Consider the following 15322-nt stretch of genomic DNA (forward strand, 5'->3'; position numbering starts at 1 on the left):
AACGCGCGAGGGCGCTGGAACGGCCCGCGGGTCGCCGCGGGCCGAACAATCACTTGGTCTGGGGATAAGCGATGCCGAGCTGATCCAGATACGTCGGGTGCTTCGCCGGGTCGTAGTAGGTCTTCTCCATCTCCGGCCGCAGCCGCCGCATGATCTCGGTATTCAGATGGATCGCCGGCTTGTCCTCGGCGGTCAGCACCGGATCATATTTCTGGTCCTTGAGCTGGACGTCGTTGAAATAGGCCTTGGCGTCCGCGACCAGCTTGGGCGTCGTCATCAGGTCGAGGATGGTCGCCGACAGCGCCTTGGCGCCCACCACCACGCCCTTGTGCGCGATCGGGGTCGCCATCGCCATCGCCGCGGTCACGTTGTGGCCGATCGCGTTGGGGACGTTCGACGGGAAGCGGATCGTGATGGTCGGCACGGTCCACATGATATCGCCGATATCGTCCGAGCCCCCGCCCATCGACGGGCCGCGCTTCTCGGGGGTGGAGAGCGGCGTCACCTCGGTCGCGAGCGGCTCGAGCTCGAAGCCGTTGGCCTGCTGCACCGCCTTGGCGAAGGCCTGGTCGGCGGCGGTCCATTTGGGCATACCGACGCGCTCGATGTTCCTGAACGCCGCCTCCGCGAGCGGCCGGTTGCCGTAGTTGGGCGCGGCATAGCCGAGGATGCGATGCGAGACGGTCGTGCCCGTCGCCTTGGCGGCGGCTTCCGAGATCTCGTTGCCCGTCTGGAACAGCTCGCGGATCGACTTGAAGCTCTGCTCACGGAAATAATACCAGACCGACGCCTCGCCGGGCACGACGTTGGGCTGGCCGCCGCCGTTGGTGATCACGTAATGCGAGCGCTGGGTGAGCGGCAGATGCTCGCGCCGCATGTTCCAGGCGATGTCCATGAGCTCGACGCCGTCGAGCGCGCTGCGGCCGGACCAGGGCTGGCCGGCGGCATGGGCGGTCTTCCCCTTGAAGGTATATTCGACGGAGACCATGCCGTTGCTGGGCAGCGGCCCCCAGGCGGTGCTGAAGTCGCGGCTGACATGGGTGAAGATGCACGCGTCGACGCCGTTGAACAGCCCGTCGCGGACGTAGAAGGCCTTGGTGGCGAGCAGCTCCTCGGCGACGCCCGGCCAGATCATCAGCCGACCCTTGATGCCGTGCTTCTCCATCACGTCCTTCGCCGCCAGCGCGGCCACCACGACCAGCGGCATACCCGAATTATGGCCCTCGCCATGGCCCGGCGCGCCTTCGACCTGCGGCTTGATCGTCGGGATGCCCGGCACCTGCGACAGTCCCAGCAGCGCATCGATGTCGGAGCCGAGCGCGATCAGCGGCCCGCCCTCGCCCCAGGTCGCGGTCCAGGCGGTGGGGATGCCGGCCACGCCCTTCTCGATCCTGAAGCCGTTCTTGGCGAGGATGTCGGTCACGTATTCCGACGTCCTGAACTCCTGGAAACCCGGCTCGGCGAAGCTGAAGATGGAATCGACCATCTCCTGCGCGAGCTTCGCCCGCGCCTCCACGCCGGCCTCGGCCTCGGTCTTGAGCTTCGGGCTCGCATCGGCGAATGCCGGCGCGGACAGAGTCGTGCCCGAGAGAAGAAGCGCGGCGGCAAGCGAAAACGTCCTCATTGTCTCTTTCCCCTGGATTCTGAAGATCAGAGCGCGATGCGCGCCACCACGCGGAAGGTGCGGCCCAGCGTGTCGTAGAAGTTGCGGTTGGTCTGCGGATAGGCGGTGGTGTTGTCCTGGCTCGGACCGTTGCCGATGATTACCGGGTCCTTGTCGAACAGGTTGCGGATCGCGAGCTGCAGCGATCCCTGCCCCGCCCAGGCGGGGAACTTCACGGTGATCGAGGTGTCGACGAACAGCGCGCCGTCGATGTGGTTGTCGTTGATCGTGCGGTTGTCCGCCGTCGAGGCGGGGCAAGCGCTCGCGCACTCGATGTAATTGTTGTTGTAGACGCCGTCGCTGACGCCGCGCCCGGTCAGGCTGAAGGTCACGTCGGCGACGCTGTAGGTGGCGCTGACGTTGTAGACCCAGCTCGGCGGGCCGCTGCCGGTGTTGGCGCCGGCGCTGTCGACCGGCAGGTTGATGCCGTTGTCGGTCGTGTTCTCGATATTGTAGGTGACGAGGCCGCGCAGCATGAGGTCGCCGGGCAGGCTCGACGCGATCTCGTCCAGCCGCAGGCGATAGCTGGTCTCGATGTCGAGACCTCGCGCCTTCTGCGACGAGAAGTTGATCGGCTTGAGGTTGATCTGCTGGGTGAGGCCGGTCGCCGGATCCACGATGATGTTGTCGCAGAACGACTGGACGGTCTGCACATAGCAGAGGATCGCGGTGTTGTCGGCGGTGATCACGCCGATCGCGTCCTTGATCGAGATGTCGAAATAGTCCGCCGAGAGCGCGAAGCCGGGCAGGAAGGTCGGCGTCAGCACCGCGCCGACGCTCCAGCTGTCGGCCTTCTCCGGCTGAAGGTCGAGATTGCCGGTGGTGTTCTCGAGGAAGGTGTCGGGCCGGAAGCTGCCGTCGGGCAGCGGGATCTGCACGGTGTTGGTGCGGCGCGTGCCGCTGGCGAACAGCTCGTTGAGGTTGGGCGCGCGGATGTCGCGGCTGACGGTGCCGCGCAGCTTGACGTCCTTGATCGGCTGCCAGGTCGCGCCGACCTTCCAGGTCTGGACATCGCCGGACGTGCTGTAATGGGTGAAGCGGCCCGCCGCGTTGACGTCGAAGCCGGCGAAGACCGGCACCGCCAGCTCGACGAAACCCTCGGTCACGTCATAGGAGCCGCGGTTGACCTGATAGTTCCCATACTGCCAGCCCGACTGGTAGAGCGGATCGACCGAGCCGTTGACCTGCTCGCGCCGCCATTCGCCGCCGAAGGCGACCGCGACCGGGCCGGCGGGCAGGCGGAACAAGGTGCCGTTGAAGCTGGCCGCCGCCACGTCCTGCTTGATCGTCTGGAGCCGCTCGGGCTGGCCGGGGCCGAAGATATAGTCGAGCGCTTCCTGGGTGATGCCGCCGACGCCGATGCGGTTGATCGGCACGCAGCCGTTGGCCGGATCGGCGAGCGTCGAGCGGCAGACGACCGTGCCGGCGGCAACGCCCGCGGCATTGCCCGCCGGCGCGAACACCGCATCGGTGGCGAGCGCGAGCCGGGCGGTGTTCCAAGTGTTCACCAGCAGCTCCTGCGCCTTCATGACGCCCTTCTGGTAATAGGCGTCCCACTTCCACTCGCCGCCGCCGATCATGAAGCGGCCGTTGGCGCCGGCGACATAGCGGAACACCTCGCGCGTGTTGTTGCTGCCCGCCGCCGGGATGCCGGCGTTGGTGGTGCCGATGACCAGCGAGCTGTATCCGCCCGCCGCGAGCGCGGCGCGGATGGCCTCGGGCAGGAAAGCATTGTCGGCGGCGATCGTCACCGACGGCGTGCGCGAGGCCTGGTAATAGGACAGGCCTTCGTAGCGGTTGTAGCTGAACTGGCCGAAGACCTGGAGGCTGTCGGTGACGTCGAAGCTGACGCGACCGAAGCCGGTGATCCGCTCCTCGTCGGGCGACAGCGTGTTGGTGCCGAGGTGGGAGCTCAACGTATAGGCCGCGTCGCCGCCGACCATATAGGGCGCGCTCTGCGCCCCGAAGTCGAGGATGCCGGTCGCGGCGACGCCGGTCGCGGGATCGACCAGGCCGAAATAGGTGCCTTCGAGCGGCCCGCTATAGGCGCCCGCCGTCGCGCCGATCTGGCGGATCAGGCCGCCCGGGGTCATCTGGTTGAGGCCGACGTCCGACGCGACGACATACTGCGGCTGGCCGTTGGCCGGTGCATAGGCGGGATTGGTGATCAGGAACGTGCGGCTCTTGTTCCAGTCGCGGTCGATGCTGTGCTGGCCGTCCTGCTTGAAATATTCGCCGCTGACGATCACGCGCAGCCGATCGTCGAGGAATCGTTTCCCGGCGGTCGCGGTGAACTTGTAGGTGGGCGTGTCGCCGTAGGTGGTGATGCCCGACTCCGCCGAGGCCTTGAAGCCCTGGTAGTTCTTGTTGAGGATGAAGTTGACGACGCCGCCGACCGCGTCCGACCCGTAGGCGGAGGAGGCGCCGCCGGTCACCACCTCGACCCGCTCGACCAGCTCCTGCGGAAAGGTGTTGATGTCGACCGTGCCGCTGACGCTGCTCGCGACCGAGCGCTGCCCGTCGAGCAGCACCAGCGTGCGGTTGGTGCCGAGCGAGCGCAGGTTGAGCGCATTGATGCCGGCATTGCCGTTCGACAGCGAGCCCGAGCTGTTGGCCGGAGTCGAGCTGCCCGCGATCGCCGGCAGCGTGTTGACGAAATCGGCGAGGTTGGCGGGGGCATTGGCCTGGATGTCGGCGGTGCTGATCACGCTGACCGGCGTCGGCGCATTGTAGCCATCGCGGACGATGCGGCTGCCGGTGACGACGATCTCGCCTTCCCGGCCGCTCTCCCCGGCCGCGTCGGCCAGCGATTCGCCGGTTTCCGCATCGACCGGGCGTCCCCCCGCCTCGTTCACCGTCTGCGTATCCGTGTTGGAGGAGCGGATCGGTCCGCCTTGCGGCAGGACCTCCTGCGTCGGCGGAGCCTCGGCCGCCTGTGCGTCGGCGCTCTGCGCGGCGGCCGTGCCGGCGAGCAACAATGGCATCGTGCCGGCAGTGGCGAGGATGGCGCGCCGGAACGCCCGGGTCTTCGAACAGCGTGCAACGGTATTGCCGAGATACGTCATGACAGCCCCTTTTGTTGGCCTTGTCCGTCTCGGCACCCCCTCCCTGGCTCGTCGTCCTCCTCTTCTGCTGAACCATGGCCCGTTTGTTCACGCCTCGCTGGCATTCCAGTCCGATAGCGATCCGGCTCGTTTTCGAAACAAAGTTACCGGAAACGCCACGCAGCTTCTCAGGAAATATTACCCGGAAAGTGGTATACGGAGCAGGATTTCAAACCTAGGGAGGCAGATTAGAACGCTTTTCCGCCATCGTTGTCGCAACGTTGAAAAATATCTACGACGATTCGCTCTTAGACGACGAATCCCGTCTCCTGTCCTGAAACAGGATCGGCGGCGCGGTCCGCTGGGCCACTTGGCGCATCACGAAGCTGCTGCGGATGCGCGCGACGTGCGGCAGCGTCGACAATTCGCTGCGATAGACCCGGTCGTAATCCTCGAACGAGCGGACATGCACGATCATGATGAAGTCGGTATCACCCGACACGAAGCTGCAGAAGGACATCGAGGGACAGCGCACCACCGCCGTCTCGAACTCGTTCAGCACCTGCTCGGCCTGCGAGCTCAGCTCGATCGCGACCAGCACGACGATGTGAAGGCCGAGCCGCCCCAGGTCGAGATCGGCGTTGTATCCGCGGATCGCTCCTCGTTCCTCCAGGATCTTGCGCCGCCGCGCCGCCGCCGTGCTCGACAGATGGACGCGTTCCCCCAGCGCGACATCGGATACGCGCCCGTCGGCCGACAGCTCCTGGAGAATGCGGTAATCGGTGGCGTCCAGCGGCTCCGTGATCGATTCGATCATGATCCTCGTCCTTCTTGCAGCAATCGGTGATCCTGTTTCCGAAAACTGTTGCAAAATGACGGGAAGTGCAACGCCGTTGCTGATACCCTTCGAAAAGAGCCGGCAGCACGCCGAAACGGGGGAAGAACATGGGGTCGATACGGAACTTCAAGCTGGCGGCAGCCGCTTCGCTTCTCGCGGCGACGGCGGGTCCGTTGGCCCCCGCCGCGGCGGCACAGAGGAGCGACGCCGCGCTGCTGCCGGTCAAGGTCGAGGCGGCGACCGGCCGCATCCTCGTCACGCTGCCGCCGCCCGGCCCGGACGGAAGCTCCGGCCGCTTCCTTTACGCGAGCGCATTGCGGACCGGGCTCGGCTCGGCGCCGATCCGGCTCGATCATGCCATGAACGGGCCGACCGAGGTGCTGGCCTTCCGCCGCTACGGCAGGAAGATGGCGGTGCTCTTCGAGAACCCGCGGTTCCGCGCCACCGGCGGCGCCGAGGTCCAGCGCGGTGCGCGGGAAAGCTTCCCGGCCAGCGCCGTGTGGATGACCGACGTCATCTCCACGGCGCCCGACGGCAGCGTCGTCATCGACCTCGCCTCCTTCCTGACGCGCGACGCTGTCGGCATCGCCAAGGCGCTCAACAGCCCGGCAGGCGGCGGCAAGGGCTTCAAGCTGGCCGAGGCGCTGAGCGCGGCCGATCCCGCGTCGGTCAAGGTCTTCCCCGACAACATCGAGATGGAGGCGATCCAGACCTATCAGTCGGACACGCCGGGCGAGGAGGTGAGCGAGATCGCGCCCGATCCCCGCCAGGTGAGCCTCGTCGTCCACCACTCGCTGATCCGCCTTCCGGCTCCCGGCTATCGCCCGCGCCGCTTCGACATCCGCTCGAGCGCCAACGGCACGCAGGTCTTCGATTTCGGGACGCCGCTCGGCCAGGATGTCGTCTATGCGCTCGCCAATCGCTTCCGCCTGGAGAAGGTCGATCCCGCCGCGCCGCGCTCGCGCGTCAAGAAGCCGATCGTCTTCTACATCGACACCGCCGCACCCGAGCCGGTGCGCACCGCGCTGGCCGAGGGCGTCGGCTGGTGGTCGCAGGCATTCGACGCGGCGGGGCTGATCGACGCCTTCCAGGTCCGGATGCTGCCGCCCGAGGTCGATCCGCTCGACGTGCGCTACAATGTCGTCAACTGGGGCAACCGGCTGACGCGCAGCTGGTCCTACGGCCAGGCGATCATCGACCCGCGCACCGGCGAGATCGTGAAGAGCTCGGTCGTGCTCGGCTCGCTGCGCGTGCGGCAGGACATGGTGATCTTCGAGAGCCTGGTCGGCGCCGGCGAAACCAACGGCGGCAGCCCCAGCGATCCGGTGCAGGTCTCGCTCGCGCGCCTCCGCCAGCTCGGCGCGCACGAGGTCGGCCACGCGCTCGGCTTCATGCACAATTTCGCCGGCAGCACGCAGGGGCGCACCTCGGTGATGGATTATCCCGGTCCCAACATCCTGCTCAAGGACGGCCGCATCGACCTGTCGGACGCCTATGCCAGCGGCATCGGCACCTGGGACAAGTTCGCGGTCGACTGGCTCTACGCCGACCCGGCGCCCGGCATCGATCCCGACCAGGCGGCCGATGCCAAGGCCCGCGCCGCCGAGCAGGCGGGGATGCGCTTCGTCACCGATATCGACGGCCGCTCGGTCGATGGGCCGAGCCCGTGGGGCAGCATGTGGGACAATGGCCCTGATCCCGCCGCCGAGCTGGTGCGGATGATGGAGGTGCGGCGCGTCGCCATTGCCGGCTTCGGCCCGCATGTGCTGCGCCAGGGCGAGCCGCTGTCCAATCTCAGACGCAAGTTCGTGCCGGTGTGGCTGCTTCACCGCTATCAGGTCGATGCCGCGGCCAAGCTGGTCGGCGGCGTCGACCTCTCCTACGCGGTGGCCGGAGACGGCCGCCCCCCGGCCTCGCCGGTGCCGGCGGCGGCGCAGAATGCCGCGATCGACGCGCTGACGCGGACGCTGGGCGCGTCGGAGCTGCACGTGCCGGACCCGCTGGTGGGGATGCTGTCGTCCGGCATCAACGGCAGGCCGGACGTGCAATTCGATCGGGAGGTGTTCCGCAACGCCGGCTCCGCCGCCTTCGATCCGCTGGTCGCGACCGACGTGGCGGCGCAGGTGACGCTCGACGCGCTGCTGGCGCCGAACCGGCTGGCGCGGCTCTACATCCAGCACATCCGCGATCCGGAGCTTCCGGGCCTCGAGACGATGCTCGACCGGCTCACCGCCGCCACCCTGCCGGCGCACATGGACGAGACCCAACGCCGCATCGCCTATCGCACGCTGCTGACGATGGCGCGTACGGCGCGCGAGGCGCAGACCGCACCGGAGGTGGCAGCGATTTTATCGGACCGCGTGCAGCAGGCCGCCGATCGCTTCCGCGCGGCGCGTGGCACGGATGGCGCTGCAGCCTGGGCACGTGGCATGGGCACGATGCTCGACGACCCGGACTTGCTGAAGCGCGAGCTCGACAGGATCCCGCGCGTACCGGAGATTCCGCCGGGTATGCCGATTGGCGGAGCGGAGACGGACTGGTTCTCGGAATTCCCGCTGATCGCATCCAAGCCATAGACCGCGAGCGCCGCCGGCGGCGACATCGACCCGCTGCACACCTTTGCGGCAGCGAGTGCCGACAGAGCGCTGTTCATTCCAATAAGGTCGCGCGCTCAATTGCTCCCGGATTTCGCCCCCAAAATCGACTTGACCGGGCTATCCCACGCGATCACAAGCGCCACCCGCGGATTTCCGCGGATCTGGCGTGATTGCCGGTTTAGCTCAGCTGGTAGAGCAGCGGTTTTGTAAACCGAAGGTCGCGGGTTCGAATCCTGCAACCGGCACCACCTCCACCGTCCCTGCCGCGACGGTCACCTCCCCGAGCGAGCTCGGGGAGGACCGATAACCTTCACCACACCTTCACGCGCTTGTCCGGCGCCAGATACAGCTTCTGCCCCGGCTGCACGTTGAACGCCGGGTACCACGCATCGAGGTTGCGTACCGTCTGCACGCGCCATTGCGCCGGCGCGTGGACGTCGGTCGCGATCGCGGCGCGCAGCGCCCTCTCGCGCACCTTGGTTCGCCAGCTCTGCGCGAAGGCGAGGAAGAAGCGCTGGTCGCCGGTCAGGCCATCGATCACCGGCGCCTCCTTGCCGCCGAGCGAAGCGCGATAGGCCTCGTACGCCGCGGTCAGGCCGGCGACGTCGGCGATGTTCTCGCCCAGCTCCTGCTTGCCGTTGAGGTGCAGCCCCGGCAGCGCCTCATAGGCGTCGTACTGCGCCACCAGCGCCGCCCCCGCCTTCTCGAACCGCGCGAGGTCGGCCGGCGTCCACCAATTGTGGAGCTTGCCGCTCGAATCGAAATCGGCGCCCAAATTGTCGAAGCTGTGGCTGATCTCGTGCCCGATCGTCGCGCCGATCGAGCCGTAGTTGGTGGCGGCGTCGAACCTGGGGTCGAAGAACGGCGGCTCCAGGATCGCGGCGGGGAAGTTGAGCGCGTTCTGCAGCGGCAGGTTGATCGCGTTCACCGTCTGCGGCGTCATCCACCATTCCCCGCGATCGACGGGCTTGCCGATCTTGGCGATCTGGTGGCGATATTCGGCGAGCTCGGCGCGGCGGGCGTTGCCGAGCGCATCGTCGGCGCGGATCTCCAGCGCCGAATAGTCGCGCCATTTGTCGGGATAGCCGATGCCGACCTTCAGCACCTGGAGCTTGCGCCGCGCCTCGGCCTTGGTCGTGTCCGCCATCCAGTCGAGCGCCGCCACGCGCTTGTCGAAGGCGGCGACGATGTTCCTGACCATCCCCTCGATCTCGGTCCGCGACGAGGCAGGGAAATATTTGGCGACGTAGAGCTGGCCGACCGCGTCGCCGAGGTCGTTGTTGACCGCCACGATCGCACGCTTGTCGCGCGGGCGCTGCTGCGGCGTGCCGTAGAGCGTCTTGCCATAGAAGTCGAAGCGCGCCTGATCGAACGCCTTGGGCAGCGTCGCGGCGGCGGTGCTGATCGCGTGGAAGGTCAGCCAGTCCTTCCAGGCGTCGAGCGGCTCGCTCTTCACCAGCGCCGACAGCTTGGCGATCGCTGCCGGCTGCCAGGCGATGAAGTCCTGCTGGCCGGGAAGCCCAGCCGCTGCCCAGTAAGCATCCCAGTCGATCCCCGGCGCCTTGCCGGCGAAGTCGGCGCGCTTCCAGGGATTGTTGGCCTTGTGCGCATCCTGGCTGGTCGGGATGTCGGCGTGCGCCGCCGCGATCTTCATCTCCAGCGCGAAGATCGTGTCCGCCTTCGCCGCCGCGTCGGGCACGCCGGCCAGGCCCAGCATCCTGGCGACATAGCCCTTATAGGCAGCGCGGATCTCCGCCATCTCGGGCTTCGGCGACAGGTAATAGTCGCGGTCCGGCAGCCCCAGCCCGCCCTGCATCAGATAGGGCACGGTACGGGTCGGCTCGTTGAGGTCCTGCGTCACGAACAGGCCGAACAGGTTCTCGGTCGCGAAATTGGTCGCGTTGAGCGGATCGGTGTCCGCGCGCATCCGCGAGCCGAGCAGCGACGACAGCGCCTTCACGTCGCCGACCCCCGCGATCGCATCGAGCTCGGGCTTGAGCGGCGCGATGCCGCGCTTCTCGATTCCCGCGGTGTCCATGAAGGCGGCATAATAGTCCGCGATCTTGCGCTCGTTGGTGCCGGCGGCCGGATTGGCGTCGCCGATGCTCTTGATGAGGTCGGCATTGCGCTGCTCGGCGACCTTGATCACGTCGAGGAACGCGCCGGTCGACGAGCGGTCGGCCGGAATCTCCGCCTTCGCGCGCCACGCACCGTTGGCATAGGCGTCGAAATCGTCGCCGGGCTTCACATTCTTGTCGATCGCCGACTGGTCGACGCCGGCGAGCGTTCCGACGGCGGTGACGCTGGCGTTGCTGGTGGTGTCGGACGAGTTGCACGCGGTGCTGGCGAGCAGCAGCGCAGTGACAAGGGCAAGACGCTTCATCTGAGGAATCCCCTCCGCGATCAGGATTGCGCTTGGCTACACCGGCGCGGGACACATCGCCAGCCACCTTCCCTTAACGCTCGGGCGCGGCTAGCACCTCGGCGCATGAGCGCACCCGTTCTCGACACCCGCCTCTCCCCCGACAGCGATCAGTTCCGCACCAATGCCGCGCACAATCGCGCGCTGGTCGAGCGGCTGCGCGCCGACGTTGCCAAGGCCGCGCTCGGCGGCAGCGAGCAGGCCCGCGAGCGCCATACCGCGCGCGGCAAGCTCCTCCCCCGCGACCGCGTCGAGCGGCTGCTCGATCCCGGCTCGCCGTTCCTCGAGATCGGCCAGCTCGCCGCCTGCGACATGTACGAGGGTGAGGTCCCCGGCGCCGGCATGATCGCCGGCATCGGCCGCGTCTCGGGCCGGCAGGTGATGATCGTCTGCAACGACGCCACGGTGAAGGGCGGCACCTATTACCCGATGACGGTCAAGAAGCACCTGCGCGCCCAGGAGATCGCCGAGCAGAACCGCCTTCCCTGCGTCTACCTCGTCGATTCGGGCGGCGCCAACCTGCCCCACCAGGCCGAGGTGTTCCCCGACCGCGATCATTTCGGCCGCATCTTCTTCAACCAGGCCAACATGTCGGCGAAGGGCATCCCGCAGCTCGCCTGCGTGATGGGGAGCTGCACCGCCGGCGGTGCCTATGTCCCCGCCATGTCGGACGAAACGGTGATCGTGCGCGGCCAGGGCACGATCTTCCTCGCCGGCCCGCCGCTGGTGAAGGCCGCCACCGGCGAGGTGATCTCCGCCGAGGAGCTGGGCGGCGCCGAGACCCACGGCCGCAGGTCCGGCGTGGTCGACCATGTCGCGGAGAACGACGAGCACGCGCTCACCATCGTGAGGGACATCGTGAGCCATCTGGGCTTCCCCTGTGCTCCGGCGCAGGCCGGAGCCCTGGCCGCCAACGCTCCGGCCTACGCCGGAGCACTGCGGGAGCCGCGCCCGCCCAAATATCCCGCCGAGGAGCTCTACGGCGTCATTCCAACCGACGTGCGCGCGCCCTATGACGTGCATGAGGTGATCGCGCGACTGGTCGACGCCTCCGAGTTCCACGAGTTCAAGCCGCTCTACGGCAGCAGCCTGGTCTGCGGCTTCGCCCATATCTGGGGCATCCCGGTCGCGATCCTCGCCAACAACGGCGTCCTGTTCAGCGAAAGCGCGGTCAAGGGCGCGCATTTCATCGAGCTCGCCTGCCAGCGCCGCGTGCCGCTGCTGTTCCTCCAGAACATCTCGGGCTTCATGGTCGGCGGAAAGTACGAGGCGGAAGGCATTGCCAAACATGGCGCAAAGCTGGTCACCGCCGTCGCCACCGCGAGCGTGCCGAAGATCACCGTCCTGATCGGCGGCAGCTTCGGCGCCGGCAACTACGGCATGTGCGGCCGCGCCTATTCCCCGCGCTTCCTGTTCACCTGGCCCAACAGCCACATCAGCGTGATGGGCGGCGAGCAGGCCGCGTCGGTTCTCGCGACCGTCCACCGCGACGCCGAGACCTGGACCGAGGAGCAGGCCGAAGCCTTCAAGGCTCCGATCCGCCAGCGCTATGAGGACGAAGGCAACCCCTGGCACGCGACCGCGCGCCTGTGGGACGACGGCATCATCGACCCCGCCCAGACCCGCGACGTGCTGGGCCTGGCCTTCGCCGCGACGCTCAACGCCCCGATCCCCGAGGCACCGCGGTTCGGCGTGTTCCGGATGTGATGGAGGAGGATAGCGCTCCTTCAATCCTCCCCGAGCTTGTCTCGGGGAGGGGGACCATCCGGCACAGCCGGATGGTGGAGGGGCAAGCGCGATCGCGCTGCGGCAATGACGCCGCGCAAGACAGCGTCCAAGTCATCGAGAATATTTGCAGCGGGAACCCGCAATGTCGCGATGCCGTACTCTGCGAGCCAAGCATCGCGGCGCACATCCCGAATCGGCCGATCCCCCCGCGAGTGCGCTTCCCCGTCCACCTCGATCACCAGCCGCGCATCGCTGCAATAGAAATCAAGTGTGTAGGGTCCGCTGGGATGCTGCTTGCGGAACTTGAGTCCATGCGGCCGCGAACGCAGCGCCGTCCAAAGCAGCACCTCCGGCAGCGACATCGTTCGCCGCAGCGTGCGGGCACGTTTCACCCCACCTTGTCTCGCCTTCGGCGCAATATCCTTCAGCATGGCCCAGGCCCTTCCACCATGCTTCGCATGGTCCCCCTCCCCGAGACAAGCTCGGGGAGGATTCGAAAGGAATCTCCATGATCCTCGCCGCCCTCCTCCTCGCCCAGACCACCCCGACCAGGCTCCCGCCGGCCAATCCCCTCCCCCCGCCCGGCGCGGAGGAGTCCGCGGTGCTCGCCCCGATCGAGGCGATGTTCGCCGGCCTCGCCGCGCGCGACGGCGCGAGGATCCTTGCCCAGACCCGTCCCGAGGGCGGCGCCACCGTGGCGGTCGAGAAGCCCGACGGCACCCGCAGCCTCAAGCATCTCAGCTGGGCGGAATTCGCCGGCGGCATCAAGCCCGGCCCCGAGCGCTACGAGGAGCGCAGCGGCACCCCCGCGGTCGACATCGACGGCGACATCGCGATGGTGTGGGCGCCGTATCAATTCCTTATCGACGGCAAGGTCCACCACTGTGGCGTCAACCACTTCGACCTCGTCCGCGAAAGCGGCCAGTGGAAGGTGCTGAACGTCACCTGGTCGCATCGGACCACCGGCTGCGAGGGCCAATGATTCCCCCGATGATTCCGCTGTCCTACATCCCCGCTTTCTGCTTAGGATCGACCGCGATGCAGTCCCGCGCCGATCGCTTCGGGTCCTTCAAGCCGATGCGGACCCCGAGCATCCCCTCCGGCGGCATGTCGTTTTCCCGGAACCTTCGGAACCTTTGCGCCGCATGATCGCCTCGCTCCTCATCGCGAATCGCGGCGAGATCGCCTGCCGCATCATCCGCACCGCGCGGGCGATGGGCATCCGCACCGTCGCCGTCTATTCGGACGCCGATGCGCACGCGCTCCACGTCCGCCAGGCCGACGAGGCGGTCCACATCGGCCCCCCGCCGGCGCGCGAAAGCTACCTCGTCGGCGACAGGATCATCGCCGCCGCCAGGGAAACCGGTGCGGAGGCGATCCACCCGGGCTACGGATTCCTGTCGGAGAACGCCGACTTCGCGCGAGACGTGATCGACGCCGGCCTGATCTGGGTCGGCCCCAGGCCCGACAGCATCCGCGCGATGGGCCTCAAGGACGCCGCCAAGGAACGCATGATCGCCGCCGGCGTACCGGTGACGCCCGGCTATTTCGGCGCCGACCAGTCGCCCGAACGCCTGCGCAAGGAGGCCGATACGATCGGCTACCCCGTGCTGATCAAGGCGGTCGCCGGCGGCGGCGGCAAGGGGATGCGCCGCGTCGACCGCGCGGAGGAGTTCGCCGACGCTCTCGCCTCCTGCCGGCGCGAGGCGGCCTCCTCGTTCGGCGACGACCGCGTGCTGATCGAGAAATACATCCTGTCGCCCCGCCATATCGAAGTGCAGGTGTTCGGCGACACGCACGGCAACGTGGTGCACCTGTTCGAGCGCGACTGCTCGCTCCAGCGCCGCCATCAGAAGGTGATCGAGGAAGCCCCCGCCCCCGGCATGGACGAGGCGACGCGCGAGACGATCTGCGCAGCGGCGGTGCGTGCGGCGAAGGCGGTCGACTATGTCGGCGCCGGCACCATCGAGTTCATCGCCGACGCCGGCGAAGGCCTCCGCGCCGACCGCATCTGGTTCATGGAGATGAACACCCGCCTCCAGGTCGAGCATCCGGTGACCGAGCAGATCACCGGAGTCGACCTGGTGGAGTGGCAGCTGCGGGTGGCCTCGGGCGAGCCGCTGCCGAAGGCGCAGGAAGAGCTGTCGATCAACGGCTGGGCGATCGAGGCGCGGCTCTATGCGGAGGATCCAGTCACCTTCCTGCCATCGATCGGCGTGCTCGAACAATGCCATTTTCCGGAGGATTATGTCCGGATCGAGACCGGTTTCGAGCAAGGATCGACAGTCTCGCCGTTCTACGATCCGATGATCGCGAAGATCATCACCCACGCCGACAGCCGGGAGAATGCCCTCGCCCTGATGGCGCAGAAGCTGGAAGGCGTCGCCGTGTGGCCGGTCAAATCCAACGCCGGCTTCCTCTACAAGGCCGTCACCCATCCTTCTTTCGTGAAGGCGGAGGTCACCACCGCTTTCATCGCGCAGCACGCCGCTGACCTTGCGGTGACCGAGAAACCCGGCCGAGCCGTGCTCCGACAGGCGGCATATGAGCTGGTCAGCCAGTATGACCAAGCGTGGCGGCCTGGACTGACCGGCTTCCGGCTGAATGGGGCGAGCGCCAAGACCGTACGGATGCGCTTCGGGCACGATCGCTACGAGATTGCCGCGCCCGACGATCTTGAAAGCGACCTGTATGTGTCGATGGCAGCACCAGATATCGCGCTCGTCACCGAAGCGGCGCAGAGCTTCGGCATCGCCCTCGATCGGACGGAAGGAAGCACCGCCGGCACCGCAGCCGACGGCGCGATCCTCGCGCCGATGCCGGGACGGATCATTTCCCTGGAGGTCACGGCCGGCGACCGCGTCGCCAAGGGCCAGAAGCTTGTCACGCTCGAAGCGATGAAGATGGAGCACGGCCTCGTCGCTCCCTTCGACGGCATCGTCGCCGAGCTCGATGCCGAGCCGGGCGCGCAGGTGAGCGAGGGCCGGATGCTGGCGCGGATAGAGAAGGCCGAATGAGCTACCTCCCTCT

9 protein-coding genes and 1 tRNA gene are annotated in these 15322 nt (G+C 67.5%); 5 read left to right on the forward strand and 5 right to left on the reverse strand.

Annotation, left to right across the window (positions count from 1 at the left end; all coding sequences use genetic code 11):
* Positions 1 to 49 precede the first annotated feature (49 nt).
* The 3 genes from ACMGER_RS11710 to ACMGER_RS11720 all read right to left on the reverse strand — a co-directional run bounded on the left by ACMGER_RS11710 (position 50) and on the right by ACMGER_RS11720 (position 5524).
* The gene (locus ACMGER_RS11710; RefSeq protein ID WP_436812316.1) at positions 50 to 1624 is read right to left on the reverse strand and encodes an amidohydrolase; all 1575 of its coding nucleotides are present in this window, start codon (positions 1622 to 1624) and stop codon (positions 50 to 52) included.
* A gap of 26 nt (positions 1625 to 1650) precedes the next feature.
* Positions 1651 to 4728, reverse strand: a complete 3078-nt coding sequence (locus ACMGER_RS11715) for a TonB-dependent receptor plug domain-containing protein (protein ID WP_436812317.1) — start codon at positions 4726 to 4728, stop codon at positions 1651 to 1653.
* Between the two features lie 271 nt (positions 4729 to 4999).
* Positions 5000 to 5524, reverse strand: a complete 525-nt coding sequence (locus ACMGER_RS11720; protein ID WP_436812318.1) for an Lrp/AsnC family transcriptional regulator — start codon at positions 5522 to 5524, stop codon at positions 5000 to 5002.
* Positions 5525 to 5652: 128 nt separating this feature from the next.
* Here ACMGER_RS11720 and ACMGER_RS11725 point away from each other — a divergent pair, with 128 nt between their 5' ends.
* Together ACMGER_RS11725 and ACMGER_RS11730 are read left to right on the forward strand one after the other, a co-directional pair.
* Positions 5653 to 8121, forward strand: coding sequence for a zinc-dependent metalloprotease (locus tag ACMGER_RS11725; RefSeq protein WP_436812319.1), 2469 nt, complete (start codon positions 5653 to 5655; stop codon positions 8119 to 8121).
* Positions 8122 to 8314: 193 nt separating this feature from the next.
* Positions 8315 to 8390, forward strand: a tRNA-Thr gene (locus ACMGER_RS11730).
* A gap of 62 nt (positions 8391 to 8452) precedes the next feature.
* Here the strand turns inward: ACMGER_RS11730 and ACMGER_RS11735 are convergent.
* A complete protein-coding gene (locus ACMGER_RS11735; protein WP_436812320.1) occupies positions 8453 to 10525 on the reverse strand; it encodes a M13 family metallopeptidase in 2073 nt (690 codons plus the stop codon).
* Positions 10526 to 10630: 105 nt separating this feature from the next.
* On the opposite strand from ACMGER_RS11735, the gene ACMGER_RS11740 reads away from it, so the two are divergent.
* A complete protein-coding gene (locus ACMGER_RS11740) occupies positions 10631 to 12271 on the forward strand; it encodes a carboxyl transferase domain-containing protein (protein ID WP_436812321.1) in 1641 nt (546 codons plus the stop codon).
* 20 nt (positions 12272 to 12291) lie between these two features.
* Here ACMGER_RS11740 and ACMGER_RS11745 read toward each other — a convergent pair whose 3' ends face one another.
* On the reverse strand, positions 12292 to 12723 hold the full coding sequence (locus ACMGER_RS11745; protein WP_436812322.1) for an endonuclease domain-containing protein: 432 nt from the start codon (positions 12721 to 12723) through the stop codon (positions 12292 to 12294).
* A gap of 77 nt (positions 12724 to 12800) precedes the next feature.
* Between ACMGER_RS11745 and ACMGER_RS11750 the strand changes: the two genes are divergently transcribed.
* Positions 12801 to 13274 carry a nuclear transport factor 2 family protein gene (locus tag ACMGER_RS11750; protein WP_436812323.1) on the forward strand — a complete coding sequence of 158 codons (474 nt, stop codon included), beginning with the start codon at positions 12801 to 12803 and terminating at the stop codon, positions 13272 to 13274.
* 163 nt (positions 13275 to 13437) lie between these two features.
* Positions 13438 to 15309 carry an acetyl/propionyl/methylcrotonyl-CoA carboxylase subunit alpha gene (locus ACMGER_RS11755; protein ID WP_436812324.1) on the forward strand — a complete coding sequence of 624 codons (1872 nt, stop codon included), beginning with the start codon at positions 13438 to 13440 and terminating at the stop codon, positions 15307 to 15309.
* Positions 15310 to 15322 lie beyond the last annotated feature (13 nt).

Origin of the sequence: Sphingomonas astragali, assembly GCF_051400615.1 — a bacterium.
Classification (GTDB): domain Bacteria; phylum Pseudomonadota; class Alphaproteobacteria; order Sphingomonadales; family Sphingomonadaceae; genus Sphingomonas.